A 25,915-nucleotide genomic window follows, 5' to 3' on the forward strand; every position below is an offset into this window, starting at 1 on the left:
ACCCGCGTGACCACCTCGATGCCGTCGCCGGCTCCGAGCGACGCCCCGGACAAGCCCCGGGTCGTGCTCGGGGTGGGCGGCGGCATCGCCGCGTACAAGGCCTGCGAGCTGCTGCGTCGCTTCACCGAGTCGGGCCACGACGTCACCGTCGTGCCCACCGCCAGCGCGCTGGAGTTCGTCGGCGCGCCGACCTGGGCGGCGCTGTCGGGCAAGCCGGTCGCCGACGACGTGTGGACCGGCGTGCACCAGGTGCCCCACGTCCGGATCGGCCAGGCGGCCGACCTCGTGGTCGTCGCCCCGGCGACCGCCGACCTGCTCGCCAAGGCCGCGCACGGGCTCGCCGACGACCTGCTCACCAACACGCTGCTCACCGCGCGCTGTCCCGTCGTGATGGCCCCCGCGATGCACACCGAGATGTGGGAGCACCCGGCGACCGTCGCCAACGTCGCGACGCTGCGTGCCCGCGGCGTGCTCGTGCTCGACCCGGCCGAGGGCCGCCTCACCGGCAAGGACACCGGCAAGGGCCGGCTGCCCGAGCCCTCCGAGATCTTCGAGGTCGGCGTCGACGTGCTCGGTCGCGCGAGCGCCGCCGACCCCGCGGGCGCCGACCTGTCCGGTCGCCACGTCGTCGTCTCCGCCGGCGGCACGCGGGAGTACCTCGACCCCGTCCGCTTCCTCGGCAACCGCTCGTCGGGCCGGCAGGGGTACGCCCTGGCGCGCGCCGCCCTGGCCCGTGGCGCCCGCGTCACGCTGGTGGCCGCCAACGTCGACCTGCCCGCGCCGGCCGGCGCGCACGTCGTGCCGGTCGAGACGACGGCCGAGCTGCACGCCGCGGTCGTGGCCGCGGCCGCCGAGGCCGACGCGGTCGTGATGGCGGCCGCCCCGGCCGACTTCCGTCCGGCCGCCTACAGCGACGACAAGATCAAGAAGCGCGCCGACGGCTCGGCCGCCCCCGTCGAGCTCGAGCAGAACGCCGACATCCTCGCCGACGTCGCCCACGACCGCCGTCGCCCCGGTCAGGTGGTGGTCGGCTTCGCCGCCGAGACCGGCGACGCCCACAGCACCGTCCTCGAGCTCGGCCGGGCCAAGCTGGCCCGCAAGGGCTGCGACCTCCTGGTCGTCAACGACGTGCGCGGCGGTGCCGTGTTCGGCAGCACCGACAACGAGGCCGTCGTGCTCGGCGCCGACGGGAGCGCCCTCGAGGTGCCGCGCGCCGCCAAGGGCGTGCTCGCGCACGCCATCTGGGACCGGGTCGCCACCCTCTGGTGACGCGCGGGCGCAGGCCTCCCGGGCGTACCGCCGGGGTGTCCGGACGGTGGGACGCCTGGCCGGATTGCGGACGTGCTGGAGCCGACGACTATGGTCGTCGCAGTCATGGTGGACCTCCCGCGCGCTCGGGCGTCCGCCGCTGTCGTCGCTGAAGGAGTGGCTTGCTCGTGACCGGACGTCTGTTCACCTCGGAGTCGGTGACCGAGGGTCACCCGGACAAGATCGCTGACCAGATCAGCGACGCCGTCCTGGACTACCTGATCGCCAACGACGCGGACACCCGCAACCTGCGCGTCGCGGTCGAGACGCTGCTGACGACGGGCCTCGTGGTCGTCGCCGGCGAGGTGCGCACGAACGCGTACGCCCCGGTCGCCGAGCTCGTGCGCCGCAAGATCCTCGAGATCGGCTACGACTCCTCGGAGAAGGGCTTCGACGGCGCGTCCTGCGGCGTCCAGGTCGCGATCGGCGGCCAGAGCGCCGACATCGCGGCGGGCGTCGACGACGGCCACGAGTCGCGGGTGGGCTCGTCGACCGACGAGCTGGACAAGCAGGGCGCGGGCGACCAGGGCCTCATGTTCGGCTACGCCAGCGACGACACCCCCGAGCTGATGCCGCTGCCGATCACCATCGCGCACCGTCTCTCGGAGCGTCTCTCGGCCGTGCGCAAGGACGGGACGCTGCCCTACCTGCGGCCCGACGGCAAGACGCAGGTCACGATCGAGTACGACGCCGAGGACCGGCCCGTGCGCGTCGACACCGTGGTGCTGTCCACGCAGCACGCCCCCGACGTGAGCCTCGAGCAGCTCGAGGCCGACATCAAGCAGCACGTCATCGCCCCGGTGCTCGGCTCGTTCGACATCCCGTCGGAGGACCACCGCGTGCTCGTCAACCCGACCGGCGTCTTCGTCGTCGGCGGCCCGATGGGCGACGCGGGCCTGACCGGCCGCAAGATCATCGTCGACACCTACGGCGGCATGGCCCGCCACGGCGGCGGCGCCTTCTCGGGCAAGGACCCGTCGAAGGTCGACCGCTCGGCGGCGTACGCCATGCGCTGGGTCGCCAAGAACGTCGTCGCGGCCGGCCTGGCCAAGCGCGCCGAGGTGCAGGTGGCGTACGCGATCGGCAAGGCGCAGCCCGTCGGCGTGTTCGTGCAGACCTTCGGCACCGGCGTCGTGGCCGACGAGGTGATCCAGAAGGCGGTGCTCGAGGTCTTCGACCTGCGCCCCGCCGCGATCATCCGCGACCTCGACCTGCTGCGCCCGATCTACTCGCTGACCTCGGCCTACGGCCACTTCGGCCGCGAACTGCCCGAGTTCACCTGGGAGAAGACCGACCGCGCCGACGCCCTGCGCGCCGCGGCCGGCATCTGAGCACCGGGACCACCTCGTGAGCGACGGGGGCGGGCACGACGGGTACGCCGTCGGCCCGGCCCCGTCGCCGTCCGAGCCGCCGGTGGTCGTCACCACCAAGGCCGACCTCCGCCGCGCCGCGCCGCGCGGCGCCCAGCAGCTCGCGACGTGGTTGCCCGACGGCTCCAGCGTGCCGTGGCGCGGCCTCGAGGTGGCCGCGTACGCCCGTCGACCTGCGGTCCAGGACGCCCTGGACCCGCGCCGGCGGTGGCGCCGACGGGCCGACCTGCTGCCGGACACCGTGCTGTGGTCGCTGACCGTCCTCGCGGTGCTCGGCGCTGTCGTCACCGCGACGCTGCTGGGAGGCGAGGCGGGCTACGGCGCCCCCTCCGCCGCGTCGGCCGACCGGTGGGGTGCCGTCGCCGCGACGGTCGGTGCAGCGGCGCTGCTGGCTCGCACGGCGAGCTGGGGCGCGACCCGTCTGGCCGGTCGCCGTCCGCACTCGTTCGACCTGGTGCTCGCGGCGGTCGTGACCCTCGCCGTGCACGGCCTCGCCACCCTGGGCTGGATCGTCAGCGCGGGACGCTGGAGCAGGACGCCGAGCATGCCGGTCGGCGTCGCGCTGATCCTGGCCGTCGTCGCGCTGGCGCTGGTGGCGCTCACGCGTCAGCCGGCTCCGGAGGTGACGGACGCGCCGGGTGCCGCCCCCGACCCGCGACGCCTGGCTGCGGCGCTCCGGCCACAGGAGCAGCAGCGGGTGCGGGACGACCTCGACGCGGCGATCGCCGTGCTGGAGCGGCGCGGGATGGCAACGCCGGCGACGCTCGCACGAGCGCGCACGGCCCCGCTCGGCGCGCTCGCCGACACGGCGCTGCGGAGGCGTCGTCGGTGACGGAGCTCGAGCCCCTCGACGCACCGGACCTGGCGTCGCGGTCCGCTCCCGGCGACCCGGTGCCGTGGCTCCGCCTGGAGCTCCTCGCCCTGCGCAACCGCCCGGAGCTGCGCAGCCTCCTCGACCCCGACGCGACGGTGCCGGCGGACCGCGGGGCGCAGGCGGGCTGCCTGCCGCTCGGGCTCGCCTGCGTCGGTGTCGGCGGCGGTCTCGGCGGCTCCTACCTGGCGGGGCGCACGACCCCGCGCGGCTACTTCGAGGTCGGGGCCTACGCGACCGCAGGTGCGGTCCTGACCGGTCTGCTGCTGCTCGTGCTGGTGACGATGGTGGTCGCGTTCCTGCGCGTGCTGCGGACGCCGTGGGACGGGCCCGCGGCGGGGTCCGCCGGCGCGGTCGGACTGCTCGCGGCCGTCGGGGGATGGATCGCCCTGCTCACCCGCACGCCCGAGGCCCGGGCGTGGGACGCGGCGTACTGGTGGACCTGGGGTCCGAGCACCGTCGCGTGCGTGCTGCTCGGCCTGGCGCTGCTCGTGCTCGCCGTCCGCAAGGTGGCCACCTACCGTCCGCCCCCGCCGCCACCGTCGCCGGAGCAGCGCGCGGCGGACGGCCTCCGCCGGCGTGCGGCCGCCGATGCCGTGCTCGGCGCGATGGCCCCCTGGACCCGGGCACAGGCGCAGCGGGAGATCGCGGCGGCCGTCGACGACCTCGAGCGCCGCCGGGTGATCACGGAGCACGAGGCGCAGCGGGCGCGCTCGGCGCCGCTGGCCCGTCTCGCCGCGGCCATGGCCGGCCCCGTGGACGGCCCCCCGAACGGCCCCGGGTCCGGACCCGGGGTCGGGTGACAGGGCTGTCGGGGCGACCCGGTAGACCTGTGCCGTGACCGCGAACGGAGCCGCCGGCGAGCCGGAGCAGCCCTCCCTGCTGCCCGAGCTGCGGGGGGCCGTGCGCGCGGCGCGGGCCACGGGGGAGCGCCGGGCCGCGAGGAAGCGCGCCGAGGTGGCGCCGGCGGAGACCGACCCCGTCGCCGCGGTGCTGGTCGACGTCCCGCTGGCCCACCTCGACCGTCCCTTCGACTACGTGGTGCCGGCGACCATGGCCGCCAGCGCCGTCCCCGGCGCGCGCGTCAAGGTCCGCTTCGCGGGCCAGGACGTCGACGGCTTCGTCCTGGCCCGGCAGGCGGCCTCGGACCATCCCCGGCTGCAGCCGCTGCGCCGGGTGGTCAGCCCCGAGCCCGTGCTTCGCCCCGACGTCGCCGAGCTCTCGGCGCTGGTCGCGGCGCGGTACGCGGGGGCGCGCGCCGACGTCCTGCGCCTGGCCGTCCCGCCCCGGCACGCGACGGTCGAGAAGGAGCCGGTGACGACGCCGGCGCCGGTCGCCCCGGCGCTCGACGAGGTGCTCGGTGCGGCGCGCGAGGCGTGGGCGGAGCACGAGCACGGCGCGGCCCTCTGCGACCACCTGGCCCGCGGGTCGGCGGCGCGCGCGGTCTGGTCGGTGGCTCCCGGCTCGGACTGGGCCGCCCTGGCGGCGCAGGCGGCCGCGGTGACGTACGCCGCCGGGCGCGGCGTGGTCCTGTGCGTGCCGGACGGTCGCGACGTCGACCGCCTGGACACCGCCCTCGAGGCGGTGCTGGGCGAGGGTCACCACGTGACGCTGCGCGCGGACGCCGGCCCCGCGGCCCGCTACCGCGACTTCCTGGCGCTCTCGCGCGGGCGGGTCCGCATCGTGGTGGGCACGCGGGGCGCGGTCTGGGCGCCCGTCCACGACCTCGGGCTCGTCGTCGTCTGGGACGACGGCGACGACCTGTTCGCCGAGCCTCGCGCGCCCTACCCGCACGCCCGTGAGGTCGCGGTGCTGCGTGCGGAGCAGGCGGGGGCGGCGGCGCTGGTCGGCGCGCACGCCCGCTCGGTGGAGTCGCTGGGACTGCTGCGCTCGGGCTGGGCGCAGCCGGTCGCACCGCCGCGGGCGCTGCTGCGCGAGCGGGTGCGTGTGGCCGTGGCGGGTGCCACCGACGTCGAGCTGGCGCGGGACCCGTACGCCCGGGTGGCCCGCTTCCCGACCGCCGCCCGCGACCTGGTGCGGCGCGCCCTCGAGACCGGCCCCGTGCTCGTCCAGACGCCCCGTTCGGGCTACGCCGCGGGGCTGGCCTGCGAACGCTGCCGCACCCCCGCGCGATGCGGGGCCTGCACGGGTCCGCTGCACCAGCCGGTGGCCTCCGCCCCGCCGGTGTGCCGCTGGTGCGGTGTCCCCGAGCCGCGTTGGGCGTGCCCGACCTGCGGCCACCGGGGTCTGCGCGCCCCGGTGGTGGGCGAGGGCCGCACCGCGGACGAGCTCGGTCGCGCGTTCCCCGGCGTGCCGGTGCGCACCTCCGCGGGCGACGGGGTCGTGGCCCGGGTGCCCGGCACGCCGGCGATCGTCGTCGCCACGCCGGGCGCCGAACCGGTGGCCGAGGGCGGGTACGCGGGCGTGCTGCTGCTCGACGCCTGGGTCGCCCTGGCCCGGGTCGACCTGCGCACGGGGGAGGAGACGCTGCGACGCTGGATGAACGCCGCGGCCCTCGTGCGGCCCGGCGGCGAGGTCGTCCTGGTCGGCGACCCGGCCACGGGCGTCGCGCAGGCCCTCGTGAGGTGGGACCCGACGGGGTACGCGGAACGGGAGGCCGCCGAGCGCGCGGCGGCGCACCTGCCGCCGGGCTCGCGCCTGGCGACGGTCACGGGCGAGCCGGCGGCGGTGGAGGCGTACCTGGGCGCGCTCGAGCTGCCGCCCCCGCTCGAGGTGCTGGGGCCGGTGCCGGCCCCGGTGCGCCCGGGGCGTCCGCCGGGTGAGGACGAGGAGGTCCGGGCCGTCGTCCGGGTCCCGGCGGGCGCCGGCGCGGTCCTGCAGTCCGCGCTGGGTGCGGCCGCCCGGGAGCGGTCGGCGCGCAAGCTGGCCGCGGTGCGCGTGCAGCTGGACCCGCCGACGCTCTAGGCGCCGACGCGACCGTCGGATCGTCCGACCTGCCGTCGCGTCGCCGCGTCGGGGTCCACACTGCTCGGGCGGGCGGGACGTCGGTTCCCGCCGGGGAGGGACGGACGGTGCGGATCACGCGACGCGGGGTGCTGGTCGGTGCCGGGGTGTCGACGGCCGGGGTCCTCGGCGGGGTGGCCGGCATCGCCGGCGGCGTGCTGCCGGGCCGGTCCGTGCTCTACGGACGGCTGGGGCTCGACGGCCGGGACGGGGTCGTCCCGGACGGGGCTGCGGGACCGCGCGAGAGCGGGGAGATCGTCTCGGCGGCCCGCGGCGGACGCCGGTGCGGGTGGACCCTCGCGCTGCCGCCGGAGCCGGGCGGCCCGGGCGGGAGCGACGGCCGCGGTCTGCCGGTCGTCGTCGTGCTGCACGGTCGCGGTGCCGACCACACCGCGGCGTTCGCCGAGGACTACCTGGGCCTCGACCGGTTCCTCGCGGCGGCCGTCGCCGACGGCGTCGCGCCCTTCGCGCTCGTCAGCGTCGACGGCGGCGAGGCGTACTGGCACGCCCGCGCCGACGGTGACGACCTCGCCGCGATGGTGCTCGAGGAGCTCCTCCCGCTGCTGGCCGCGCGGGGTCTCGACACCGACCGGCTCGGGTTCCTCGGCTGGTCGATGGGCGGGTTCGGGGCGCTGCACCTCGGTGCACTGGTCGGCAGTGGTCGCGTGCGTGCCGTCGCCGCGGTCAGCCCGGCCCTGTGGCACGACCACGCCGACACCCCCGCAGGGGCCTTCGACGGGCCGGAGGACTTCGCCGCCGTCACCGTGCTCGGACGTCAGGACGACCTGGACGGGATCGCCGTGCGGGTCGACTGCGGTCTCGGCGACCCTTTCTGCGCGGCGAGCCAGGACTACGTGGACGGGTTCGCCGACCGGCCCGACGGGGGCTTCGAACGGGGTGACCACGACCGCGGCTACTGGCGGCGCATCGCCCCTCGCCAGCTGGCGTTCCTCGGCCGGCACCTCTGACGCGGTCGCCCCTGAGGCGGTGATCTCCGGGGCGGTCCGCTCAGGCCGGCGCGCCGCTGAGCTCGGCGTCGAGGACGGCGCGGGCGACGGCACGTGCCGACGCGGTGCGCGAGCCCGGCTCGCGCAGCTGCATCGCCAGCTCGCCGGAGACCACCAGCAGCAGCGCGTCGGCCAGCCGCGCGGCGCGGGCCGCGTCGCCGTCGACCAGGGGCCCCGCGAGGTCGCGCAGACGCGAGCGCAGGTGCTCGGTGTCGGCGCGGAGCGCGGCGGCCAGTGGCGCCGGGGGATCGGCGTACTCGGCCGCGCTGCCGAGGAACGCGCACCACCGCGCGCCGTGCGGCTGCGCACGGAACGTCGCGAGCGCGTCGAAGACGCTCAGCAGCGCCTCGGCGGGACCGGTGGCCGCGGCCACCGCGTCGTCCCAGACCTCGAGCCACCGGCTCTGGCGGCGCTGCAGCGCGGCGACGAGGAGGCCGTCCTTGCTCCCGTACGCCCGGTAGAGCGTGGCCGGCGAGACGCCCGCGAGCGCCAGCAGCTCGTCGACCGTCGTGGTGGCGACCCCCCGACCGAACAGCAGCTCGTCGGCGGCGTCGAGGAGCTTGCGCTCGGTGCTCGGTCGGGTGCTCACCCGGTCCACCCTAGACTCGGCAAAGTGAAACGCACGTTATCGTTCTCGTGGTCCCGCTCCGCGACGCTGCTCGTCGCCGGCACCGCGTTCGTCGCGGCGACCTACGGCCTCGTCCGGCTCGCGTACGGCCTCTTCCTGCCCGACCTCCAGCACGACGTCGGGCTCGGCACGGCGGCCGCCGGCTACGTGTCGTCGGGGTCGTCGGTGTCGTACTGCGCAGGCGCGGCCGTCGGCCTCCTCGCGGACCGGCGCCCGGTCCTCGTCCTGGTGCTCGCCACCGCGACGGGCTCGCTGGGGGCAGCGGGGATGGCCCTGTCCCCGGGGCTGGCGACGTTCGCGGCGGCGACGGTCCTCGCGTCGTCGGCGGCCGGCCTGGCCTCGCCGGGGCTGGTGGCCCTCGTCGCCCGAGCCGTGCACGCGGAGCGGCGCGCCGGGGCGCAGGCCGTGGTGAACTCGGGGACGGGGCCGGGCCTCGTCGCGGCTGGCCTGCTCGCCCTCGCCGTGCTGCCGCACTGGCGGGCGGGCTTCGCCGTCACTGCGGCCGTGACCCTGCTCAGCGGAACCGCCGTCGTGCTGCTGGGGCTGCGGACCGCGGCGGGCGAGCGCGACGCCCCGGCCTCGTCGGAGGCCCCGTCGGAGGCCCCGTCGCAGGCCCCGTCGCAGGCCCCGTCGCAGGCCCCGTCGCAGGCCCCGTCGCTCGGCGACGGCGACCTCCTGCGCCGTCTGCGGGCGCCCGTGGTGGGCGCCCTGGGGCTGGGCGTCGCGTCGGCGGTCGTGTGGACCTACGGCCGCTCCCACCTCGGCGAGCAGGGGCTCGGGCCGACGGCCTCCACCGCGGCCTGGATGGCGATCGGCGTGGGCGGCACGGTCACCGTCCTGACCGCGCGCCGGGTCGCCGCGCTGTCGCCACCACCCGGCTGGACGCTCACCCTCGCCACGCTCGCCGCCTCGCTGGTCGCGCTCGTCGCGCTGGCGGTGGTCGACCGCGGCGCCGTGGGCCTCGCGGTCGCCCTCGCGTCCTGCGCCGTCTTCGGGTGGGCGTTCGTCGCCGCGACGTCCGTGCTGATCGCGTGGGCCGCCGACCTCCGGCCCGGGGCGGCGGCCGGGACGTCGGCGGCGTTCTTCGTGCTGCTCGTCCTCGGCCAGGCCCTCGGCTCCGCCGCGGCGGGAGGGCTCGCCGGCACGGTGGGTCTCGGCGCAGCGCTGGCCGCGGCCGCGGCCCTGGCTGCGGCGAGCGCGCTGCTGGGCGGGACGCGTCGAGCCGTCCCCGACGCGGCACCGACGCTGGCGGTCGCCCGCCGTGTGGAGCCGTGAGCGCCGGGTCCCTAGACTCGCTCCTCGTGGCCATCCAACCCATCCGGCTCTTCGGCGACCCCGTGCTGCGACGTCGCGCGAGCGAGGTGACCGACTTCGACAAGGAGCTGCGGCGACTCGTCTCCGACCTCACCGACACGATGCTCGACGCCCCGGGCGCGGGGCTGGCCGCACCGCAGATCGGCGTCAGCCTGCGCGTCTTCACGTGGAACGTCGACGGCGAGGTCGGCCACCTCGTCAACCCCACCCTCGAGCTGTCCGCCGAGGAGCAGGAGGGGATCGAGGGGTGCCTCTCGCTGCCGGAGCTGACCTACGAGTGCCGCCGCGCGCTGTCGGTGATCGCCCACGGCTTCGACATGCACGGCGAGCCGGTGCGCATCGACGGCTCCGAGCTGCTGGCCCGCGCGATCCAGCACGAGACCGACCACCTCGACGGCGTGCTCTTCATCGACCGTCTCGACGACGCCGCGCGCAAGGCGGCCATGCGCGAGATCCGGGAGGCCGAGTGGTTCGGCCTGGAGAAGCCGACGGTCAAGGTCTCGCCGCACCCCACCGGCCCGTTCGGGCGCTGAGCCCGGCCGTCGTCCGGACGGTAGGCTCTCCCGGTCGTCCGTCCGTCCAGCCAGGAGCACCGTCCGCCCCATGCGCGTCGTCTTCGCCGGCACCCCCGAGGTCGCCGTCCCGTCCCTCAACGCGATCGCCGAGTCGAGCCACGAGCTCGTCGGCGTCGTCACCCGCCCCGACGCCCCCGCGGGCCGGGGACGCCGGCTGGTCGCCAGCCCGGTGGGCCTGCGGGCCGAGGAGCTGGGCGTGCCCGTCCTCAAGCCGGAGCACCCCCGGGACCCCGAGTTCCAGGCGGCCCTGAGCGCGCTGCGTCCGGACGCGTGCCCGGTGGTCGCGTACGGCGCGCTCCTGCCGCAGTCGGCCCTCGACCTCGTGCCGCACGGCTGGATCAACCTGCACTTCTCGGTGCTGCCCGCGTGGCGCGGCGCGGCGCCGGTGCAGCACTCGGTGTGGGCGGGCGACGAGGTCACGGGCGCCACCACCTTCCGGATCGTCAAGGCGCTGGACGCCGGCCCCACCTTCGGGGTCATGACCGAGCGGATCCGTCCGACCGACACCTCCGGCGACCTGCTCGGGCGCCTCGCCGAGGGCAGCGCGGGCCTGCTGGTCGCGACCCTGGACGGCCTGGAGGACGGGTCGCTCGAGGCGCGGGAGCAGCCCGAGGAGGGCGTCTCGATCGCCGGCAAGATCACCGTCGAGGACGCGCAGGTCGACTGGCACGAGCCAGCGGTCGCGGTCGACCGCCGGATCCGTGCCTGCACCCCCGCGCCGGGGGCGTGGTCGACCCAGGTCGTCGACGGGGAGACGCAGCGGATCAAGCTCGGCCCGGTCACCGTCGAGGCCGACCGGGACCCGCTGGCGCCGGGCGAGCTCGAGGTCGCCAAGAACGCCGTGTACGTCGGCACCGCCACGAGCCCGGTCCGGCTCGGCGACGTCAAGGCGTTCGGCAAGAAGCAGATGCCCGCCGCCGACTGGGCCCGGGGGGTCCGGGTCGCCTCGGGCGCCCGGTTCGGGGGCTGAGCGTGGCCGACGACCCCGGGCGGTCGGCCACCCCCGAGGACGTCGACGTGCTCTGCGGGGAGCTGCCCCACACCGAGCTGGGCACGAGCTGGGGGGACATGCCCACCTGGCTGGTCTCCGACCCGGCGACGAAGGCGGCCCCGAAGGGCTTCTGCGCCTACCGGCGCCCGCACGCCACCGCCGTCGACCCGACGACGGGGGAGCCGTTCGTGGATCTCGTGCTGCTGTGGGCCGCCGACCGGGGCGCCAAGGCCGCGCTCGTCGACGCCGACGGCCCGTTCTTCTCCGTGCCGCACCTCGACGGCGGCGACACCTACCTCGTGCAGGCCTCCCGGCTCGGCGAGGTGAGCCTCGGCGAGCTGCGCGAGCTCGTGACCGAGTCGTGGCTGCGGGTCGCCCCGCCGAAGCTGGCGCGCGCCCTCGCCGCCGAGGACGGGACGCCTCGTGCCTGAGCCCGGTCGTCGGCGCCCGAACGCCCCGCGGCGCGGCGGCCGCCCCCCGGCGCCCCGCCGGTCGGTCGACCCGGCCCGGCTGGCCGCGTACGACGTGCTGCGCGCCGTGCGCGTCGACGGGGCGTACGCCAACCTCGCCCTGCCCGACCTGCTGCGCAAGCACGGCCTGACCGGTCGCGACGCCGGCTTCGCCACCGAGCTCGCCTCCGGCACCCTGCGCCGGCAGGGCACCTACGACGCGGTCGTCGCGGCCTGCGTCGACCGCCCGCTGGCCAAGGTCGAGGCGAAGGTGCTCGACGCGCTGCGGCTCGGCGCCCACCAGCTGCTGGCGATGCGCGTGCCCGACCACGCGGCGATCTCGACGACGGTCGACCTGGTCCGGGCCCGGGTGGGTCAGGGGCCGGCCGGCTTCACCAACGCCGTGCTGCGCCGGGTCGGCGAGCACGACCTGGCCTCCTGGGTGCGCCGGGTCGCGCCCGACGTCGCCGGCGACCCCGTGGGCTTCGCCGCCGTGGCCCACAGCCACCCGCGGTGGGTGGTCTCCGCGCTCGCCCACGCGCTCGCGCGGGCCGGGCGTGACGCGGGCGAGCTCGACGCCCTGCTGGCCGCCGACAACGAGCCCCCGGCGGTCACCCTCGTCGCCCGTCCGGGCCGGGTCGGGCGTGACGAGCTCGTGGCGGCCACGGGCGGCACGCCCACGCAGCTCTCGCCGCACGGCGTCCTGCTCCCCGGCGGCGACCCGGGCGCGACCGACGCGGTCGCGCGGGGTGCGGCGGGCGTGCAGGACGAGGGGTCGCAGCTCGTCGCGCTCGCCCTGAGCGAGGCGCCCCTGGACGGTCGTGACGAACGGTGGCTCGACCTGTGCGCGGGGCCGGGCGGCAAGGCGGCCCTGCTCGCCGCGCTCGCCGCCGGGCGGGGGGCGCGCCTGAGTGCCAACGAGGCGCAGGAGCACCGCACGGTCCTGGTGCGCCGCGCCCTCTCGGAGCCGGACGGCGCCCTGGTGGCGGGGGTCGACGAGGTCGTCACCGGCGACGGCACGGCGCCGCGCTGGGAGCCGGGCACCTTCGACCGCGTCCTGGTGGACGCACCGTGCTCGGGGCTGGGCGCGCTGCGTCGCCGTCCCGAGTCCCGCTGGCGACGCACGCCGGGCGACCTGCGCGACCTCGTGCCCCTGCAGCGTCGCCTCCTCGACGCGGCCCTCGACGTCACGCGTCCCGGCGGTCTGGTCGTGTACGCGACGTGCTCGCCCGTGCCGGCCGAGACCGTGGAGGTCGTCGACGCGGTGCTCGCCGGACGCGACGACGTGCGCGCGCTCGCGCCGGGCGCGGCGCTGCCGCAGGTGCCCGACGCCGCCGGCCCCGCGCTCGCCGACGGCACCGCGACCCTGCAGCTGTGGCCGCACGTGCACCGCACGGACGCCATGTTCGTCGCGCTGCTGCAGCGCACCTGATCGCCCCTCGACCCCGGGCGGGTCAGTCCAGCACGTGGCGCAGGTAGCGCCCGGGCGCCTCGAGGTAGCGGCGCCAGTGCTCGACGAGCTCGAGGTCCTCCCAGCGGGACTCCCGCAGGCCCCACGGACCGACCTCGACCAGTCGCGCACCGGGCAGCGAGGCGAGCACGGGGGAGTGCGTCGCGCAGACCACCTGCCCGCCGTCCTCGGCGAGCGCCGCGAGGTGGCCCAGGAGCGCGAGCGTCGCGGAGAACGACAGCCCGGCCTCCGGCTCGTCGAGGCAGTAGAAGCCGGGCGTGTCCATGCGGCTGCGGACCACCTCGAGGAACGACTCGCCGTGGCTCATCTCGTGGAAGCTCGGGCCGGGGCCGCCGGTCTCCTCGGCGAAGGTGTACCAGCCGTGCATGGTCTCGGAGCGCAGGAAGAACCCCCAGCGGCCGGCGCCGACGCCGCGCTGCAGGCGTACCACGGAGCCCAGCGGGGACTCCGAGACCCGCGTGGTGCGACCGCCGTTGCGCGTGCCGCCCTCGGCGGGCAGGCCGTACGCCTCGGCGAGCGCCTCCACGATCGTCGACTTGCCCGACCCGTTCTCGCCCACCAACAGCGTCACGCCCGGCGCCAGGTCCAGTCCATCGGCGACGAGCTGCGCGACCGCGGGCACCGTCATCGGCCAGGACGTGGGGTCGGGGCGGTCGGCTGCGCCGACGTACGCGCGGACCACGGGCGGCTGGTCGAAGAGCACGGGGGCGAACCTACGTGGGCGTGTCCGTGTCGTCGACGAGCGTGCGCACCACGCGGGCGGGGGACCCGACCGCGACCGAGCGCGGCGGCAGGTCGCGGGTCACCACGGAGCCCGCGCCGACCACCGTGTCGGCACCGATGGTGACCCCGGGGCACACGACGACGCCCCCGCCCAGCCACACGTTGTCCTCGATCACGATCGGCTCGGCGGCCTCCCACTTGTCGCGCCGGGGGCCGGGCTCGAGGGGGTGCGTGGCGGTCAGCAGCTGCACGTTCGGGCCGATCTGCACGTCGGCGCCGATCGTGACGGTCGCGACGTCGAGCACGACGAGCCCGAAGTTGGCGAAGGTCCGGGCGCCGACCCGGGTCTGGTAGCCGTAGTCGCAGCGGAACGGCGGCCTGATCTCCGCGCCCTCGCCGAGCTCGCCCAACAGCTCGCCGAACAGCGCGCGCAGCTCGTCGGCCGCGTTCGGATGCGTCGTGTTGATCCGGTGGGTCAGGTCCATCGCGCGCTGGGCGTCGCGGGCGAGCTCGGGATCGTCGGCGATGTAGGGCTCGCCGGCGAGCATCCGCTCGCGCATCGTCTTCTCGGGCATCCCCCGACCGTACGCGCGGTGCGTACGCCTCAGCGCGCCCCCGCGGCGGCGGACTCGGCCGCTGCCACCCGCTCCGGGTGCAGGTGCCGCCAGGCGACGGGCAGCAGCACGAGGTAGCCCAGCGCGGCGAGGAGCACGGGCGCCCGTAGGGCCGCCTCCCGGCCGAGGAGGGGCTCGCCGAGCGCCACGAGGCCACCGCCCAGCAGTGCGCCGGCCGACATCATCCCCCAGCCGAAGAACCGGTAGACGGAGTTGACGCGTCCCAGCAGCGCGTCGGGGATCAGCCGCTGGCGCATCGAGACGGTCACGACGTTCCACACCACCACCGCCAGGCCCGTCACGACCTCCGCGAGCCAGAACACCACGGGCGAGCTGGTCGTGGCCACGACGAGGAGTCCGAGCCCCATCACCAGCACGGCGGCGGCGAGCGCGCGTCCCGCGCTGAGCCGCGCGACGATCCGGTCGCCGACGAGCGAACCGGCGACCGCGCCGGCCGCGGCGCCGGTCGTGACGAGACCGAACGCCCAGCCGTCGAGGATCCCCAGGATCTCCTGCACGAACAGCACGACGACGACGAACGCCGCGCTGCTGAGCATGTTCATCACCCCGAGCAGCAGGGCCAGCGTGCGCAGCAGGCGGTGGCGCCACAACCAGCCGAAGCCCTCGGCGAGCTCGGCGCGCCAGCCGGCGCGCGCCGGTCGGGGCCGGCGGTCCTGTGCGTCCGGGGCCGCCCGAGCGCCGCGCCGCGCTGCGCCACCGATCCCGAGCACGAGCACGGCGCTGACGGCGAGCAGCCCGGCGTGGGTCAGGAAGGGGACCGCGAGCGCGACGGCGACCAGCACGCCGCCGAGCGGCGGCCCGACGAAGCTGTTCATCGTCGTCTCCGCGCCCCACAACCGGCTGTTCGCGCGCTCGAGCTGGTCGCGCTCGACCAGCGACGGCATCAGCGTCTGGGCCGCGTTGTCGCGCACGACCTCCGCGCACCCGAGCACGAGCGTGACGACGCCGAGACCGGCCAGCAGCAGCGGCGCCGACGCGGGCGTCGGAGCGCCGCCGGCGAGCTCCGCCGGGGTCGGGAGCGCGTCCTGCTGCGTCCACACCAGCACGCCGAGCGCCGCGACGGCGGCGCAGCGCACGAGGTCCATCGTCCCGACCAGCAGCCGCCGGTCGACGCGGTCGACGAGCACGCCCGCCGGCAGGGACAGCACCAGCCACGGCAACCGGGACGCGAGACCGAGGAGGGTGATCAGGAGCGGGTCGCGGGTCAGCGAGGAGGCCAGCCACATCACCGCCACGAGCACCAGCCCGTCGCCGAGGTTGGCGGCCACGGCGGAGCCGAGCAGGCGGCGGTAGCGGCTCCCGAGCGGCGCGCGGTTCACGGCGCGCCGGTCCCGTCGGGGTCGCTGAGGCCGCGGGTCGGGTAGAGGCCGACAACTACGGCGTACGTGGTGTCGCCCGCGGCCGGCTCCGCCGCGAACTCGAGCACGAGGTCGGCGAGCCGGTCGGCCCACTCGGACGCGCGCTCCCGCGGGATCCGGGCGTGGCGCAGGTAGCCGATGACGGGGAGGTGACCGGGGTCGTCGGCGGCCTCGGGCGTGAGCACGGGCGCGGCTGCGATGCCGGCCGCGGCGCGGGCCAGCGCCCGCTGCGGCTCGCCGACCGCCTCCCCGACCGCGTGGTACAGGAACAGTCGGGCGGTGCGGCCGTAGTACTTCGCCTCCAGCGCCCGCACCCGCTCCGTGCGCACGACCCGCACGAGCCCGGCGCGCTCCAGCAGCTTGAGGTGGTGCCCCACCGTGCCCTTGGGCCGCTCCAGCACCTCCGCGAGCTCGGACGTCGTCGCGGCACGGTCGAGCAGCAGCGTGACGATCCGGCTGCGGGTCTCGTCGAAGAGCGCGCGGTATTGCTCGTCCCCGGTGAGCTCCAACTCGTCGGCGAGGTCGTAGTCGGGGGAGCGTCGGTGGTCGGCCACCACCGAATGGTCGGGGATCGCCGACCATACGGCAAGTGCGGACTGTCCTCCACGCCCCGCCCGGTAGCGTGCGCACGTGCCGTCGAAGCCGCCCGCCGTCGAGATCGAGGTCGAGGGACGCGTCGTGCGCGTCACCAACCCCGACCGCGTCTACTTCCCGGAGTCCGGCGCGACGAAGCTGGACGTGGTCGAGTACTACCTGGCCGTCGCCGAGGGCATCACGGGGGCGCTCCTCGAGCGGCCCTGCATGCTGCACCGCTTCCCGAAGGGGCTGGCGGGCGAGAAGGTGCACCAGAAACGGCTCCCGGCCGGCGCTCCCGAGTGGGTCGAGACCGTCGAGCTGTACTTCCCGCGGTGGAAGCGCACCGCCGACGAGCTGTGCGTGACCGAGGCGGCGGCGGTGGTGTGGGCGGCCCAGATGTCGACCGTCGAGTTCCACCCGTGGAACAGCCGCCGCGGTCACGTCGAGGAGCCCGACGAGTGGCGCATCGACCTCGACCCCGGGGAGGCCTGCGACTACGCCACCGTGCAGCGCGTCGCGGCCGTGGCCCACGAGGTGCTGGACGAGCTGGGCGCGGTCGGCTACCCGAAGACCAGCGGCAGCAAGGGCCTGCACGTGTACGTCCGGATCGCCCCCGACCACGGGTTCGCGGACGTGCGCCGGGCGGCGCACGCCTTCGCCCGGGAGGTCGAGCGCCGCGCCCCCGACCTCGTGACGACCGCCTGGTGGAAGAAGGACCGCGACCCCGCTGCCGTCTTCGTGGACTACAACCAGAACACGCGCGACCACACCATCGCCGCGGCGTACTCGCTGCGCGGCCTGCCCGACGCCCGCGTCTCGACGCCGCTGCGCTGGGACGAGGTCGCGGACGCCGACCCGCGCGACCTCACGATGTTCACGGTGCCCGGACGCTTCGCCGAGCTGGGGGACCTGCACGCCGGCCTGCACGCGAGCGAGCACGTCTTCGACGTCGCGCCGCTGCTCGCCTGGGCCGACCGCGACGGCCTCTGAGCCACCCCTAGGATCGACGCCCGTGGGCATCCAGATCACTCCCAGCATCCTCAACGCCGACTTCGCGAACCTCGGGGCGGAGGTGGGGCGGATCCCGGGCGCGGACATGATCCACGTGGACGTCATGGACAACCACTTCGTGCCCAACCTGACGTTCGGGCCGACGATGGTCGAGGCGATCGCACGCTCGACCGACGTCCCGCTCGACGCGCACCTGATGATCGAGGACCCCGACCGGCACGCGCCGACCTACGTCGAGGCGGGCTGCGCGTCGGTCACCTTCCACGTCGAGGCGGCGAAGGCGCCGGTACGCCTGGCGCGCGAGATCCGGGCCGCCGGCGGGCGGGCGAGCATGGCGCTCAAGCCGGCCACCCCCGTGGAGCCGTACGAGGACCTGCTCGGCGAGCTCGACATGCTGCTGCTGATGACGGTCGAGCCGGGTTTCGGCGGCCAGAAGTTCCTGGACCTGGTCCTGCCCAAGCTGCGCCGCGCCCGCGAGCTCGTCGACCGCCACGGCGTCCAGACGCTGCTGCAGGTCGACGGGGGTGTCTCCCTCGAGACGATCGAGCGCTGCGCCGAGGCCGGCGCGGACGTGTTCGTGGCCGGCTCCGCGGTCTACTCGGCCGACGACCCCGACGCGATGATCGCCGCCCTGCGGGCCAAGGGCGACGCCGCCCGGGGCTGAACCGCCCGGGGGCCGACGGCCAGGGACGGACGGCCCGGAAATCCGGTCGCGCGCACGCCGGCCGCACGCCTAGCCTGCGGGCCGTGAGCGACATCGAGCTGCGCGGCCTGACGCCCGCCGACCTGCCCGCCCTGGACCGGCTGCTGCGGGAGGTCGAGGCCGTCGACCGCACCGACGAGCACTACAACCTCGCCGACCTGCGCGAGGAGGCGGAGGACCCGCTCGTCGACCTGGGCCGCGACTGGGTGGGCGCGTTCGACGCCGGCGAGGACCACCGGCTCGTCGGCTCGTTCCGCGTGACGCCGCGGGCGCCCGGGGAGACCGCGCTGACGGCGTACGCCACCGGTTGCACCCACCCGGAGCGCCGCGGCGAGGGGATCGGGACCCGCTTGGCCGAGGCCATGCTCGACCGACTGCGGGAGCGCCACCACGCCGCGCCGACGCTGCCGGCGCACCTGCACGTCATGGGCCTGACCTCCGACGAGGCGCAGGGCGGGCTGCTGGCCGGGATCGGGTTCGCGCCCCACCGCTACGCCCTCACGCTGGGCGTCGGTCCGCTTGGCGAGCAGGACCTCGCCGACCCGCCCACCGGCCTGCGGATCCGTGCGTACGACCCCGAGGTCGACCTCGACGCCCTGCGCGAGACCCACAACGTCGTGTTCCGCGACCACCCGGGCTCCAGCCCGTGGACGCCGGAGGAGTGGACGCAGTGGGTGACCGGCAGCCGGAGCTTCCGGCCGGGGCTCTCGGTCGTCGCGGTGGACGCGTCCGACGCGATCGTGGGCTACGTCCAGACGGAGGAGTACGACGCCGTCGAGGAGGTCACGGGCCGCAAGGAGGCGTGGATCGCGCGGGTCGGGACGGTGCGCGAGCACCGCGGCCGCGGGCTGGCGCCCCTGCTGCTGCGCCACGTGCTCGAGGCCTGCCGCGCCGCCGGGTTCGACCGCGCCAGCCTCGAGGTGGACTCCGAGAACCCGAGCGGTGCGCTCGGCGTCTACGAGCGCGCCGGGTTCGAGCTGGAGCAGCACTGGACGACCTACCGCCGCGACCTCGAGCCGCTCGCCCCCGCTCCGGCGTAGGGGGCCCCGCCCGGCGTGTCCACGACGTGGGAGGCGTCACGTCGACGTCCGCCGTGTGCCACAATCTGCGGCAGACGAGCTGAACTGCTCGCGTGCACTGGGGTCGGTGAAATTCCGAGCCGGCGGTGAGAGTCCGCGACCCGACCGCAGCCAGCGGTCGGCTGACCAGGTGGAATTCCTGGACCGACGGTCAGAGTCCGGATGGGAAGCGCACGCATGGTGGCGACGAGCGCGGACCGGACGGCCTGCGCCCCGTCCCGCCCGTGCACCGACCGCGCCCCGGACGCCAGCGAGCCGACCGGGAAGACGCAGGAGATGGCCACCAGCACCGAGCGCGACGCCATGGAGCACGCGCTGCTGCTCGCCCGCATGCACGGCGTGGCGGGCCCCAACCCGCGGGTCGGCTGCGTCCTGCTGACCCCCGATGGCACCCGCCTGGCCGAGGGCTACCACCGCGGAGCCGGTACGCCCCACGCCGAGGCGCACGCGCTCGCCCGCGCGGCCGACGCCGGCGTCGACGTCACCGGTGCCACCGCGGTCGTCACCCTCGAGCCCTGCAACCACACGGGACGCACCGGCCCGTGCGCCGAGGCCCTGCGTGACGCCGGCGTCGCCCGGGTGGTCGTGGCGCAGCGCGACCCCAACCCCGTGGCCGCGGGCGGTGCCGCGACCCTCGAGGCCGCGGGGATCGAGGTGGAGGTCGGCGTGCTGGCTGACGACGCCGCCGCCCTCAACCGGGCCTGGACCTTCGCCGTCACCCGCGGCCGACCCTTCGTGACCTGGAAGTTCGCCGCCACCCTCGACGGCCGTAGCGCCGCGGCCGACGGCACCAGCCGCTGGATCAGCTCGGCGGCCGCCCGTCGCGACACCCACGCGCTGCGCGGCGAGTGCGACGTGATGCTGGTCGGCACCGGGACCGTGCTGGTCGACGACCCCCGCCTGACCGTCCGCGACGCCGACGACGAGCCGCTGGCCGCGCAGCCGCTGCGGGCCGTCATGGGCCTGCGCGACCTGCCGGAGGGGGCGCGCGTGCTCGACGACGAGGCCCCGTCGCTGCACCTGCGCACCCGCGACCCCCACGAGGCGCTCGCGACGCTGGCCGCCCGCGAGGCGCGCCACGTCTTCCTCGAGGGCGGCCCGACCCTGGCCGCCGCCTTCCTGGGGGCGGGCCTCGTCGACGAGGTGGTCGTCTACGTCGCGCCGATGCTGCTCGGCGCCGGCCGGGCCGCGGTGGCCGACCTGGGCATCACCACGATCGCCGGAGCGTTGCACCTCGACGTGGTGGACGCGAGCACCGTCGGCGACGGCCCCGAGGCGAACGTGCGGCTCGTGCTGCGTCCGCGCACCACCCCGACCACCCCGACCAGCGACACCGACGGAGGAGACGCCTGATGTTCACCGGCATCGTGGAGGAGCTCGGCACCGTGGCCGCCATCGAGCAGCAGGGCGACGCGATCCGTCTGACCCTGCAGGCGCGCGAGGTGCTCGGCGACGTCCACCTGGGCGACTCGATCGCCGTCGACGGCTGCTGCCTGACCGTCGCCGAGCACACCGACGACACCTGGACCGCCGACGTGATGGCCGAGTCGCTGGCCCGCACCACCCTCGGCGCCCGCGCCGTGGGGGACACCGTCAACCTCGAGCGGGCGGTGCGTGCCGACCAGCGCCTCGGCGGCCACGTCGTGCAGGGTCACGTCGACGCCGTCGGCCAGGTGCGGGAGCGTCGCCCGAGCGAGCACTGGACGGTCGTGGAGGTCGCCTACCCGGCCGAGCTGGCGCGGTTCCTGGTCGAGAAGGGGTCGATCACGGTCGACGGGGTCAGCCTCACGCTGGTCGACGTCGGCGACGAGTCGTTCACCGTCAGCCTGATCCCCGAGACGCTGGCGCGCACCACGCTCGGTCGCCGCGAGGCCGGCGAGCCGGTCAACCTCGAGGTCGACGTCATCGCCAAGCACGTGGAGCGGCTGGTGCTGGGCGGCTACGCCGACGAGAGGCTCGCCGCGATCGCCGCCCGCGGTGCGGGGGAGCGGTCGTGACGCCCCTCGACTGGCTGCTGCACGGGCAGATCGCGGTGGGCGGCGGCTACCTCAGCGTGCCCGAGGTGGTCGGCAACCTGTTCGGGCTGGCCAGCGCGCTGCTGGGCATGCGCCGCGTCGTGTGGGCGTGGCCCGTCGGTCTGGTCGGCAACGCCCTGCTCTTCGGCGTCTTCGCGTGGGGCGAGCTGAGCAACGCCGTCGCCGAGCCGCTGTGGGGCCAGGCCGGCCGGCAGGTGTTCTTCGCCGCCGTCGGCGTGTACGGCTGGTGGCGCTGGAGCAGCACCCGTCGCGACGGCGGCTCGCCCGACGGGCGCGCCGTGGTGCCCCGCTGGGCCGGCCGCTCCGGCTGGCTGCAGCTGGCGGTGCTGGGCGTGGTGGGGTACGCGGCCGCGTTCCTCGCCCTGCAGCGCCTCGGGTCGTGGGGCCCGGCCACCGAGGCCTGGATCCTGGCGGGCTCGATGCTCGCCACCTACGGCATGGCCCGCGGGTGGGTCGAGTTCTGGCTCGTCTGGCTGGCCGTCGACGTGGTCGGGGTGACGTCGCTGCTGCGCGCCGGCTACTACCCGACCGCCGTGATGTACCTCGTCTACGCGGGCTTCGTCGTCGTCGGCTTCGTCACCTGGTGGCGTGCCGAGCGGCGCCTGCGTCCCGTCGAACCCGTCCCGGCCCCGGTGCCGGAACCCGTGAGGAGCCGAGCATGACCGACCAGTGGACCGGGCGCGTGCGCCTCGACAGCGTCGAGCGGGCGATCGCCGACATCGCCGCCGGCCGCGCCGTCGTCGTCGTGGACGACGAGGACCGCGAGAACGAGGGCGACATCATCTTCGCCGCGGCGAAGGCGACGCCGGAGCTGATGGCGTTCACCATCCGCCACTCCTCGGGCGTGATCTGCGCGCCGATGCCCGGCGACATGCTCGACCGGCTCGAGATCCCGCTGATGACGCCGCACAACCGCGATCCGCTGCGCACGGCGTACACCATCTCGGTCGACGCCCGCGACGGCACGACCACCGGGATCTCGGCCGCGGACCGCGCCCGCACCGTGAAGGTGCTGGCCGACTCGGCGACCGAGCCGTGGGAGCTGACCCGGCCGGGCCACGTCTTCCCGCTGCGCTACCGCGAGGGCGGCGTGCTGGTGCGCCGCGGCCACACCGAGGCGGCGGTCGACCTGGCCCGCCTGGCCGGGCTGACGCCGGCGGGGGTGCTCGTCGAGATCGTCAACGACGACGGCACCATGAAGCGGGCGCCCGAGCTGCGCGAGTTCGCCGACGAGCACGGGCTGGCGATGATCTCGATCGAGGACCTGGTGCGCCACCGCCGGCGCACGGAGCAGCACGCGCGCCGCGTCGCGGTCACCCGCCTGCCCACCGCGCACGGCGACTTCACGGCGTACGGCTACCAGATCAGCATCGACGGCTCCGAGCACGTCGCGCTGGTGCGCGGCGACCTCGCGGCCGCCGTCGCGGCGGGGGAGCCCGTGCTGACCCGGGTGCACTCGGAGTGCCTCACCGGCGACGTGTTCGGCTCGCGGCGCTGCGACTGCGGTCCCCAGCTGGAGGAGTCGCTCGCCCGCATCGCCGAGGAGGGCACGGGGGTCGTGGTCTACCTGCGCGGGCACGAGGGCCGGGGGATCGGCCTGGTCGCCAAGCTGCAGGCGTACCAGCTGCAGGACGGCGGGCGCGACACCGTCGACGCCAACCTCGACCTGGGCCTGCCGGCCGACGCGCGCCACTACGGCACCGCCACGCAGATCCTGCGCGACCTGGGCGTCACCTCGGTGCGGCTGCTCACGAACAACCCGGAGAAGACGTCGAACCTCGAGGAGTACGGCGTGGCGGTCGCCGCCCGCGTGCCGCTCACGCTGCACGCCAACGACCACAACATCGCCTACCTGCTGACCAAGCGCGACCGGATGGGCCACCAGCTCGACGGGCTCGACGGCTACGAGCTGCCCGTCCCGGCGCCGGCCGCGCCCGACGCCGCCTCCGCCGACGAGGCGGACCTGGTCGTGGACACGCCGCGGGTCGACCCCGTGACGCACGACCCGGGCAGCGGGAACGCCACGATCCCCGACCTCACGGAGGACGGGCCGCACGCCGACACCGACACCGACACCGAAGGAGCCCGCCGATGAGCGGCCACGGAGCCCCCGACCTGCGTCCCGGCGACGCCTCCGCGCTGCGGGTGGCGGTCGTGGCCGCCAGCTGGCACGAGGTCGTCATGGACGGGCTGCTCGACGGCACCCGTCGGGCGTTCGCCGACGCGGGGGTGCGCGACGCGACCGAGGTCCGCGTGCCCGGCACGTTCGAGCTGCCGGTCGTCGCCGCCCAGCTCGCGAGCACCCACGACGCGGTCGTGGCGCTCGGCGTCGTCATCCGCGGGGGCACCCCGCACTTCGAGTACGTGTGCTCCGCGGCCACCGACGGCCTCAACCGGGTGGCGCTCGACCACGGCACGCCGATCGGTTTCGGCGTGCTCACCTGCGACACCGAGGCGCAGGCGCTGGACCGCGCCGGGCTCGAGGGATCGGCGGAGGACAAGGGCTACGAGGCGGCGTCGGCCGCGCTGGAGACGGCGCGGACCCTGGCGGCGCTGCGGGGCTGACGGACCCGTAGGCTGACGCCCCGTGAAGACGTTCGAGGAGCTGTGGGCCGAGCTCGGCGAGAAGGCCCGGAACCGGCCCGAGGGCTCCGGCACGGTGGCCGCCCTGGACGCGGGCGTCCACGCGATCGGCAAGAAGGTCGTCGAGGAGGCCGCCGAGTCCTGGATGGCCGCCGAGTTCCAGTCGAAGGAGGAGGCCGCGGAGGAGATCAGCCAGCTGATCTACCACACGCAGGTCCTCATGCTCGCGCGTGGCATCACGCTCGAGGACGTCTACTCCCATCTGTGAGCGCCCCGACCGACGCCGCTCACCAGACAAGGAACCGCCGCATGCCCACGCTCCCCCCGACCGACCTCGTCCGCGTCGCCGTGCCCAACAAGGGCGCCCTCTCGGCCGCCGCCTCCGAGATCCTGACCGAGTCGGGCTACCTGCAGCGCACCGACTCCAAGAAGCTGACGCTCGTCGACCACGAGAACGGCGTCGAGTTCTTCTACCTGCGTCCTCGTGACATCGCGCTCTACGTCGCCGACGGCACCCTGGACATCGGCATCACCGGCCGCGACCTGCTGCGCGACTCCGCGGCGAAGGCCGAGGAGGTCCTCCCGCTCGGCTTCGGTCGCTCGCGCTTCTACTTCGCCGGCCCCATCGGCCGCTACCGCTCGGTCGAGGACCTCGCCGGCCTGCGGATCGCGACGTCGTACGTCGGCGTGGTCGAGGCCCACCTGGCCGAGCGCGGGATCGACGCCAGCGTGACCCGCCTCGACGGCGCCGTCGAGACCAGCATCCAGCTCGGCGTGGCCGACGTGATCGCGGACGTCGTCGAGACGGGCGCGACGCTGCGCCAGGCCGGCCTCGAGACCTTCGGGGAGGTCGTCCTCGAGTCGGAGGCCGTCCTCATCACCCGCGCCGGCGCAGAGCCCCCCGAGGGCCTGACCACCTTCAAGCGCCGCATCGAGGGCGTCCTGGTGGCCCGCAGCTACGTCATGATGGACTACGACATCGCCGAGCAGGACGTCGCGGCCGCCACGGCGCACGCGCCCGGCATCGAGTCCCCGACGATCTCGCCGCTGGCCCGCGACGGCTGGGTGGCGGTGCGCGTGATGGTGCCCCGCCGCGGCGCCCAGCGGCTCATGGACGAGCTGTACGACCTCGGCGCGCGCGGCATCCTGATGACGGAGATCCATGCCTGCCGGCTCTGAGCCCGCCCCGCCCACGCTCCCACGGACCTGGCGTCCGCTGGGCACCACGATCGCGGGCGTGGTCGCCTCGGTGACGGTGCTCGGCGCCATGGTCGCCGCCTGGCTGCTGCTCGACGCCGAGATCCGCGCCGGTTTCGGGTTCTTCCAGCGGATCACCATGGTCGCGATGCTCGCGGGTGCCGGTGCGGTGCTGTGGGGCATCCTCCGGTGCCGCATCACGGCCAGCGTCGAGGGCGTCGTCGTGGTCAACGGCTACCGCACCTACTCCTACGAGTGGGCCCAGGTCGTCGCGATCCGGATGCCGAACGGTGCCCCGTGGGCGACGCTCGACCTCAGCGACGGCACGGCCCGCCCGGTGATGGGTGTGCAGGCCTCCGACGGCTCCCGCGCGTTCCGGGCCGTGCGCGAGGTCCGCGCCCTCATCGACCGGGACGCCTAGGACGACCGGCCGTACGCGTCGAGCCGGAGGTCGGCGGCCGCGCGCGTGCCCTGCGCGGCGAAGTGCGCGTCCTCGCTGCGCGACCAGGCCCGCAGCTGCGGCTCCAGGTGCGCTCCGTCGCGCTCGAGGCCGCGCCGCAGCCGCAGCGCCCGAGGCGCCTCGATCCACACCAGCGCCGAACGGAAGCGCCGCAGGGCGGCGGCGCCGGCGCCGACACCCTCGAGCACCACGACGGACCCCGGGCCGAGTGGTGCGACGACCTGCTCGTCCGCGAAGGCCTCGACCTCCCAGTCGTAGCTGCGGAACCGTCCGGGTCGTCCCTCCGCCAGGTCGGTGAGCAGGTCCGCCATCCGGCGGGGTGCCCCGCCCAGCCCGCCCCAGCCTTCGTAGTGGTCCTCGACGTGCAGGAGCCGCACGTCGCGCACGTCGCCGCCCCCGTCCCGGTCGGTGCGCAGGTGGGTGACGAGGTCGTGGGCCGCCGAGGTCTTGCCGGAGCCGGACGGGCCGTCGAGGCAGAGCAGCCGGGCGGGGCCGAGGCGGGCCGGAGCCGCGTCGAGGACGCGTCGCACGGCCGCGACGGTGGCGTCCGGGAGCCGGGTCGGCACGGGGGTCGGCACGGGGGTCGGCACGGGGGTCGGCACGGGC

The 25,915-nt window shown here is 75.9% G+C and carries 28 protein-coding genes and 1 riboswitch; of the genes, 22 read left to right on the plus strand and 6 right to left on the minus strand.

What is annotated here, in order from left to right; translation table 11 throughout:
* Positions 1–18 precede the first annotated feature (18 nt).
* The 6 genes from coaBC (at position 19) to RDV89_RS16280 (ending at position 7,481) form a co-directional block, all read left to right on the plus strand.
* The gene (gene coaBC, locus RDV89_RS16255) at positions 19–1,269 is read left to right on the plus strand and encodes a bifunctional phosphopantothenoylcysteine decarboxylase/phosphopantothenate--cysteine ligase CoaBC (RefSeq protein WP_315734687.1); all 1,251 of its coding nucleotides are present in this window, start codon (positions 19–21) and stop codon (positions 1,267–1,269) included.
* Positions 1,270–1,436: 167 nt separating this feature from the next.
* Positions 1,437–2,639 (plus strand): methionine adenosyltransferase, encoded by a 1,203-nt coding sequence (gene metK / locus RDV89_RS16260; protein ID WP_315734583.1) that lies wholly within the window; start codon positions 1,437–1,439, stop codon positions 2,637–2,639.
* A 16-nt stretch (positions 2,640–2,655) separates the two neighbouring features.
* On the plus strand, positions 2,656–3,510 hold the full coding sequence (locus tag RDV89_RS16265) for a hypothetical protein (RefSeq protein WP_315734585.1): 855 nt from the start codon (positions 2,656–2,658) through the stop codon (positions 3,508–3,510).
* Positions 3,507–4,352, plus strand: a complete 846-nt coding sequence (locus RDV89_RS16270; protein ID WP_315734587.1) for a hypothetical protein — start codon at positions 3,507–3,509, stop codon at positions 4,350–4,352. The genes RDV89_RS16265 and RDV89_RS16270 overlap by 4 nt, the downstream gene beginning before the upstream one ends.
* Before the next feature lie 34 nt (positions 4,353–4,386).
* Positions 4,387–6,474: a primosomal protein N' gene (locus tag RDV89_RS16275; protein WP_315734588.1), complete on the plus strand. Its 2,088-nt coding sequence runs from the start codon at positions 4,387–4,389 to the stop codon at positions 6,472–6,474.
* Positions 6,475–6,581: 107 nt separating this feature from the next.
* Positions 6,582–7,481 carry an alpha/beta hydrolase-fold protein gene (locus RDV89_RS16280; RefSeq protein WP_315734590.1) on the plus strand — a complete coding sequence of 300 codons (900 nt, stop codon included), beginning with the start codon at positions 6,582–6,584 and terminating at the stop codon, positions 7,479–7,481.
* Between the two features lie 40 nt (positions 7,482–7,521).
* Here the strand turns inward: RDV89_RS16280 and RDV89_RS16285 are convergent, their stop codons facing one another.
* Complete coding sequence (locus RDV89_RS16285) at positions 7,522–8,109, minus strand: TetR/AcrR family transcriptional regulator (protein WP_315734592.1); 588 nt, start codon at positions 8,107–8,109, stop codon at positions 7,522–7,524.
* 24 nt (positions 8,110–8,133) lie between these two features.
* Here RDV89_RS16285 and RDV89_RS16290 point away from each other — a divergent pair, with 24 nt between their 5' ends.
* The 5 genes from RDV89_RS16290 (at position 8,134) to RDV89_RS16310 (ending at position 12,909) form a co-directional block, all read left to right on the plus strand.
* On the plus strand, positions 8,134–9,423 hold the full coding sequence (locus RDV89_RS16290; protein ID WP_315734593.1) for an MFS transporter: 1,290 nt from the start codon (positions 8,134–8,136) through the stop codon (positions 9,421–9,423).
* Positions 9,424–9,449: 26 nt separating this feature from the next.
* Positions 9,450–9,995 carry a peptide deformylase gene (gene def / locus RDV89_RS16295; RefSeq protein ID WP_315734595.1) on the plus strand — a complete coding sequence of 182 codons (546 nt, stop codon included), beginning with the start codon at positions 9,450–9,452 and terminating at the stop codon, positions 9,993–9,995.
* 70 nt (positions 9,996–10,065) lie between these two features.
* Positions 10,066–11,007 carry a methionyl-tRNA formyltransferase gene (fmt, locus tag RDV89_RS16300; protein ID WP_315734597.1) on the plus strand — a complete coding sequence of 314 codons (942 nt, stop codon included), beginning with the start codon at positions 10,066–10,068 and terminating at the stop codon, positions 11,005–11,007.
* 2 nt (positions 11,008–11,009) lie between these two features.
* A complete protein-coding gene (locus RDV89_RS16305) occupies positions 11,010–11,459 on the plus strand; it encodes a hypothetical protein (RefSeq protein WP_315734599.1) in 450 nt (149 codons plus the stop codon).
* Positions 11,452–12,909, plus strand: a complete 1,458-nt coding sequence (locus RDV89_RS16310) for an RsmB/NOP family class I SAM-dependent RNA methyltransferase (protein WP_315734601.1) — start codon at positions 11,452–11,454, stop codon at positions 12,907–12,909. The genes RDV89_RS16305 and RDV89_RS16310 overlap by 8 nt, the downstream gene beginning before the upstream one ends.
* A 22-nt stretch (positions 12,910–12,931) precedes the next feature.
* Here RDV89_RS16310 and RDV89_RS16315 read toward each other — a convergent pair whose 3' ends face one another.
* From RDV89_RS16315 to RDV89_RS16330, 4 genes are read right to left on the minus strand one after another with little or no spacing between them, the layout of a single operon-like run.
* On the minus strand, positions 12,932–13,651 hold the full coding sequence (locus RDV89_RS16315; RefSeq protein ID WP_315734603.1) for an AAA family ATPase: 720 nt from the start codon (positions 13,649–13,651) through the stop codon (positions 12,932–12,934).
* Positions 13,652–13,661: 10 nt separating this feature from the next.
* Positions 13,662–14,246 (minus strand): sugar O-acetyltransferase, encoded by a 585-nt coding sequence (locus RDV89_RS16320; RefSeq protein ID WP_315734605.1) that lies wholly within the window; start codon positions 14,244–14,246, stop codon positions 13,662–13,664.
* Between the two features lie 29 nt (positions 14,247–14,275).
* Entirely contained in the window at positions 14,276–15,625 is a 1,350-nt protein-coding gene (locus RDV89_RS16325) for an MFS transporter (RefSeq protein WP_315734607.1), read from the minus strand.
* Entirely contained in the window at positions 15,622–16,218 is a 597-nt protein-coding gene (locus RDV89_RS16330) for an ArsR/SmtB family transcription factor (protein WP_315734608.1), read from the minus strand. Before RDV89_RS16330 ends, RDV89_RS16325 begins: the two co-directional genes overlap by 4 nt.
* 76 nt (positions 16,219–16,294) lie before the next feature.
* On the opposite strand from RDV89_RS16330, the gene ligD reads away from it, so the two are divergent.
* The 11 genes from ligD to RDV89_RS16385 all read left to right on the plus strand — a co-directional run bounded on the left by ligD (position 16,295) and on the right by RDV89_RS16385 (position 25,270).
* The gene (ligD, locus tag RDV89_RS16335; RefSeq protein ID WP_315734611.1) at positions 16,295–17,230 is read left to right on the plus strand and encodes a non-homologous end-joining DNA ligase; all 936 of its coding nucleotides are present in this window, start codon (positions 16,295–16,297) and stop codon (positions 17,228–17,230) included.
* 22 nt (positions 17,231–17,252) lie between these two features.
* On the plus strand, positions 17,253–17,915 hold the full coding sequence (gene rpe / locus RDV89_RS16340; protein ID WP_315734612.1) for a ribulose-phosphate 3-epimerase: 663 nt from the start codon (positions 17,253–17,255) through the stop codon (positions 17,913–17,915).
* An 83-nt stretch (positions 17,916–17,998) separates the two neighbouring features.
* Entirely contained in the window at positions 17,999–18,994 is a 996-nt protein-coding gene (locus RDV89_RS16345; RefSeq protein WP_315734614.1) for a GNAT family N-acetyltransferase, read from the plus strand.
* 88 nt (positions 18,995–19,082) lie between these two features.
* A riboswitch (FMN riboswitch) is annotated at positions 19,083–19,212 on the plus strand.
* 97 nt (positions 19,213–19,309) lie between these two features.
* Complete coding sequence (gene ribD / locus RDV89_RS16350; protein ID WP_315734616.1) at positions 19,310–20,386, plus strand: bifunctional diaminohydroxyphosphoribosylaminopyrimidine deaminase/5-amino-6-(5-phosphoribosylamino)uracil reductase RibD; 1,077 nt, start codon at positions 19,310–19,312, stop codon at positions 20,384–20,386.
* The gene (locus tag RDV89_RS16355) at positions 20,386–21,030 is read left to right on the plus strand and encodes a riboflavin synthase (RefSeq protein WP_315734618.1); all 645 of its coding nucleotides are present in this window, start codon (positions 20,386–20,388) and stop codon (positions 21,028–21,030) included. The genes ribD and RDV89_RS16355 overlap by 1 nt, the downstream gene beginning before the upstream one ends.
* On the plus strand, positions 21,027–21,731 hold the full coding sequence (gene pnuC, locus RDV89_RS16360) for a nicotinamide riboside transporter PnuC (RefSeq protein ID WP_315734620.1): 705 nt from the start codon (positions 21,027–21,029) through the stop codon (positions 21,729–21,731). Before RDV89_RS16355 ends, pnuC begins: the two co-directional genes overlap by 4 nt.
* The gene (locus RDV89_RS16365) at positions 21,728–23,164 is read left to right on the plus strand and encodes a bifunctional 3,4-dihydroxy-2-butanone-4-phosphate synthase/GTP cyclohydrolase II (protein WP_315734621.1); all 1,437 of its coding nucleotides are present in this window, start codon (positions 21,728–21,730) and stop codon (positions 23,162–23,164) included. Before pnuC ends, RDV89_RS16365 begins: the two co-directional genes overlap by 4 nt.
* Positions 23,161–23,634: a 6,7-dimethyl-8-ribityllumazine synthase gene (gene ribH, locus RDV89_RS16370; protein ID WP_315734623.1), complete on the plus strand. Its 474-nt coding sequence runs from the start codon at positions 23,161–23,163 to the stop codon at positions 23,632–23,634. The genes RDV89_RS16365 and ribH overlap by 4 nt, the downstream gene beginning before the upstream one ends.
* Before the next feature lie 22 nt (positions 23,635–23,656).
* A complete protein-coding gene (locus tag RDV89_RS16375) occupies positions 23,657–23,920 on the plus strand; it encodes a phosphoribosyl-ATP diphosphatase (RefSeq protein ID WP_315734625.1) in 264 nt (87 codons plus the stop codon).
* Between the two features lie 41 nt (positions 23,921–23,961).
* A complete protein-coding gene (gene hisG, locus RDV89_RS16380) occupies positions 23,962–24,831 on the plus strand; it encodes an ATP phosphoribosyltransferase (RefSeq protein ID WP_315734627.1) in 870 nt (289 codons plus the stop codon).
* Complete coding sequence (locus tag RDV89_RS16385; RefSeq protein ID WP_315734629.1) at positions 24,815–25,270, plus strand: PH domain-containing protein; 456 nt, start codon at positions 24,815–24,817, stop codon at positions 25,268–25,270. The genes hisG and RDV89_RS16385 overlap by 17 nt, the downstream gene beginning before the upstream one ends.
* On the opposite strand, the gene RDV89_RS16390 is transcribed toward RDV89_RS16385, so the two are convergent.
* Positions 25,267–25,911, minus strand: a complete 645-nt coding sequence (locus RDV89_RS16390) for a nucleoside/nucleotide kinase family protein (RefSeq protein ID WP_315734631.1) — start codon at positions 25,909–25,911, stop codon at positions 25,267–25,269. The genes RDV89_RS16385 and RDV89_RS16390 overlap by 4 nt on opposite strands.
* Positions 25,912–25,915: the final 4 nt, after the last annotated feature.

It is taken from the genome of Nocardioides imazamoxiresistens, from assembly GCF_032378595.1.
GTDB lineage: Bacteria > Actinomycetota > Actinomycetes > Propionibacteriales > Nocardioidaceae > Nocardioides > Nocardioides imazamoxiresistens.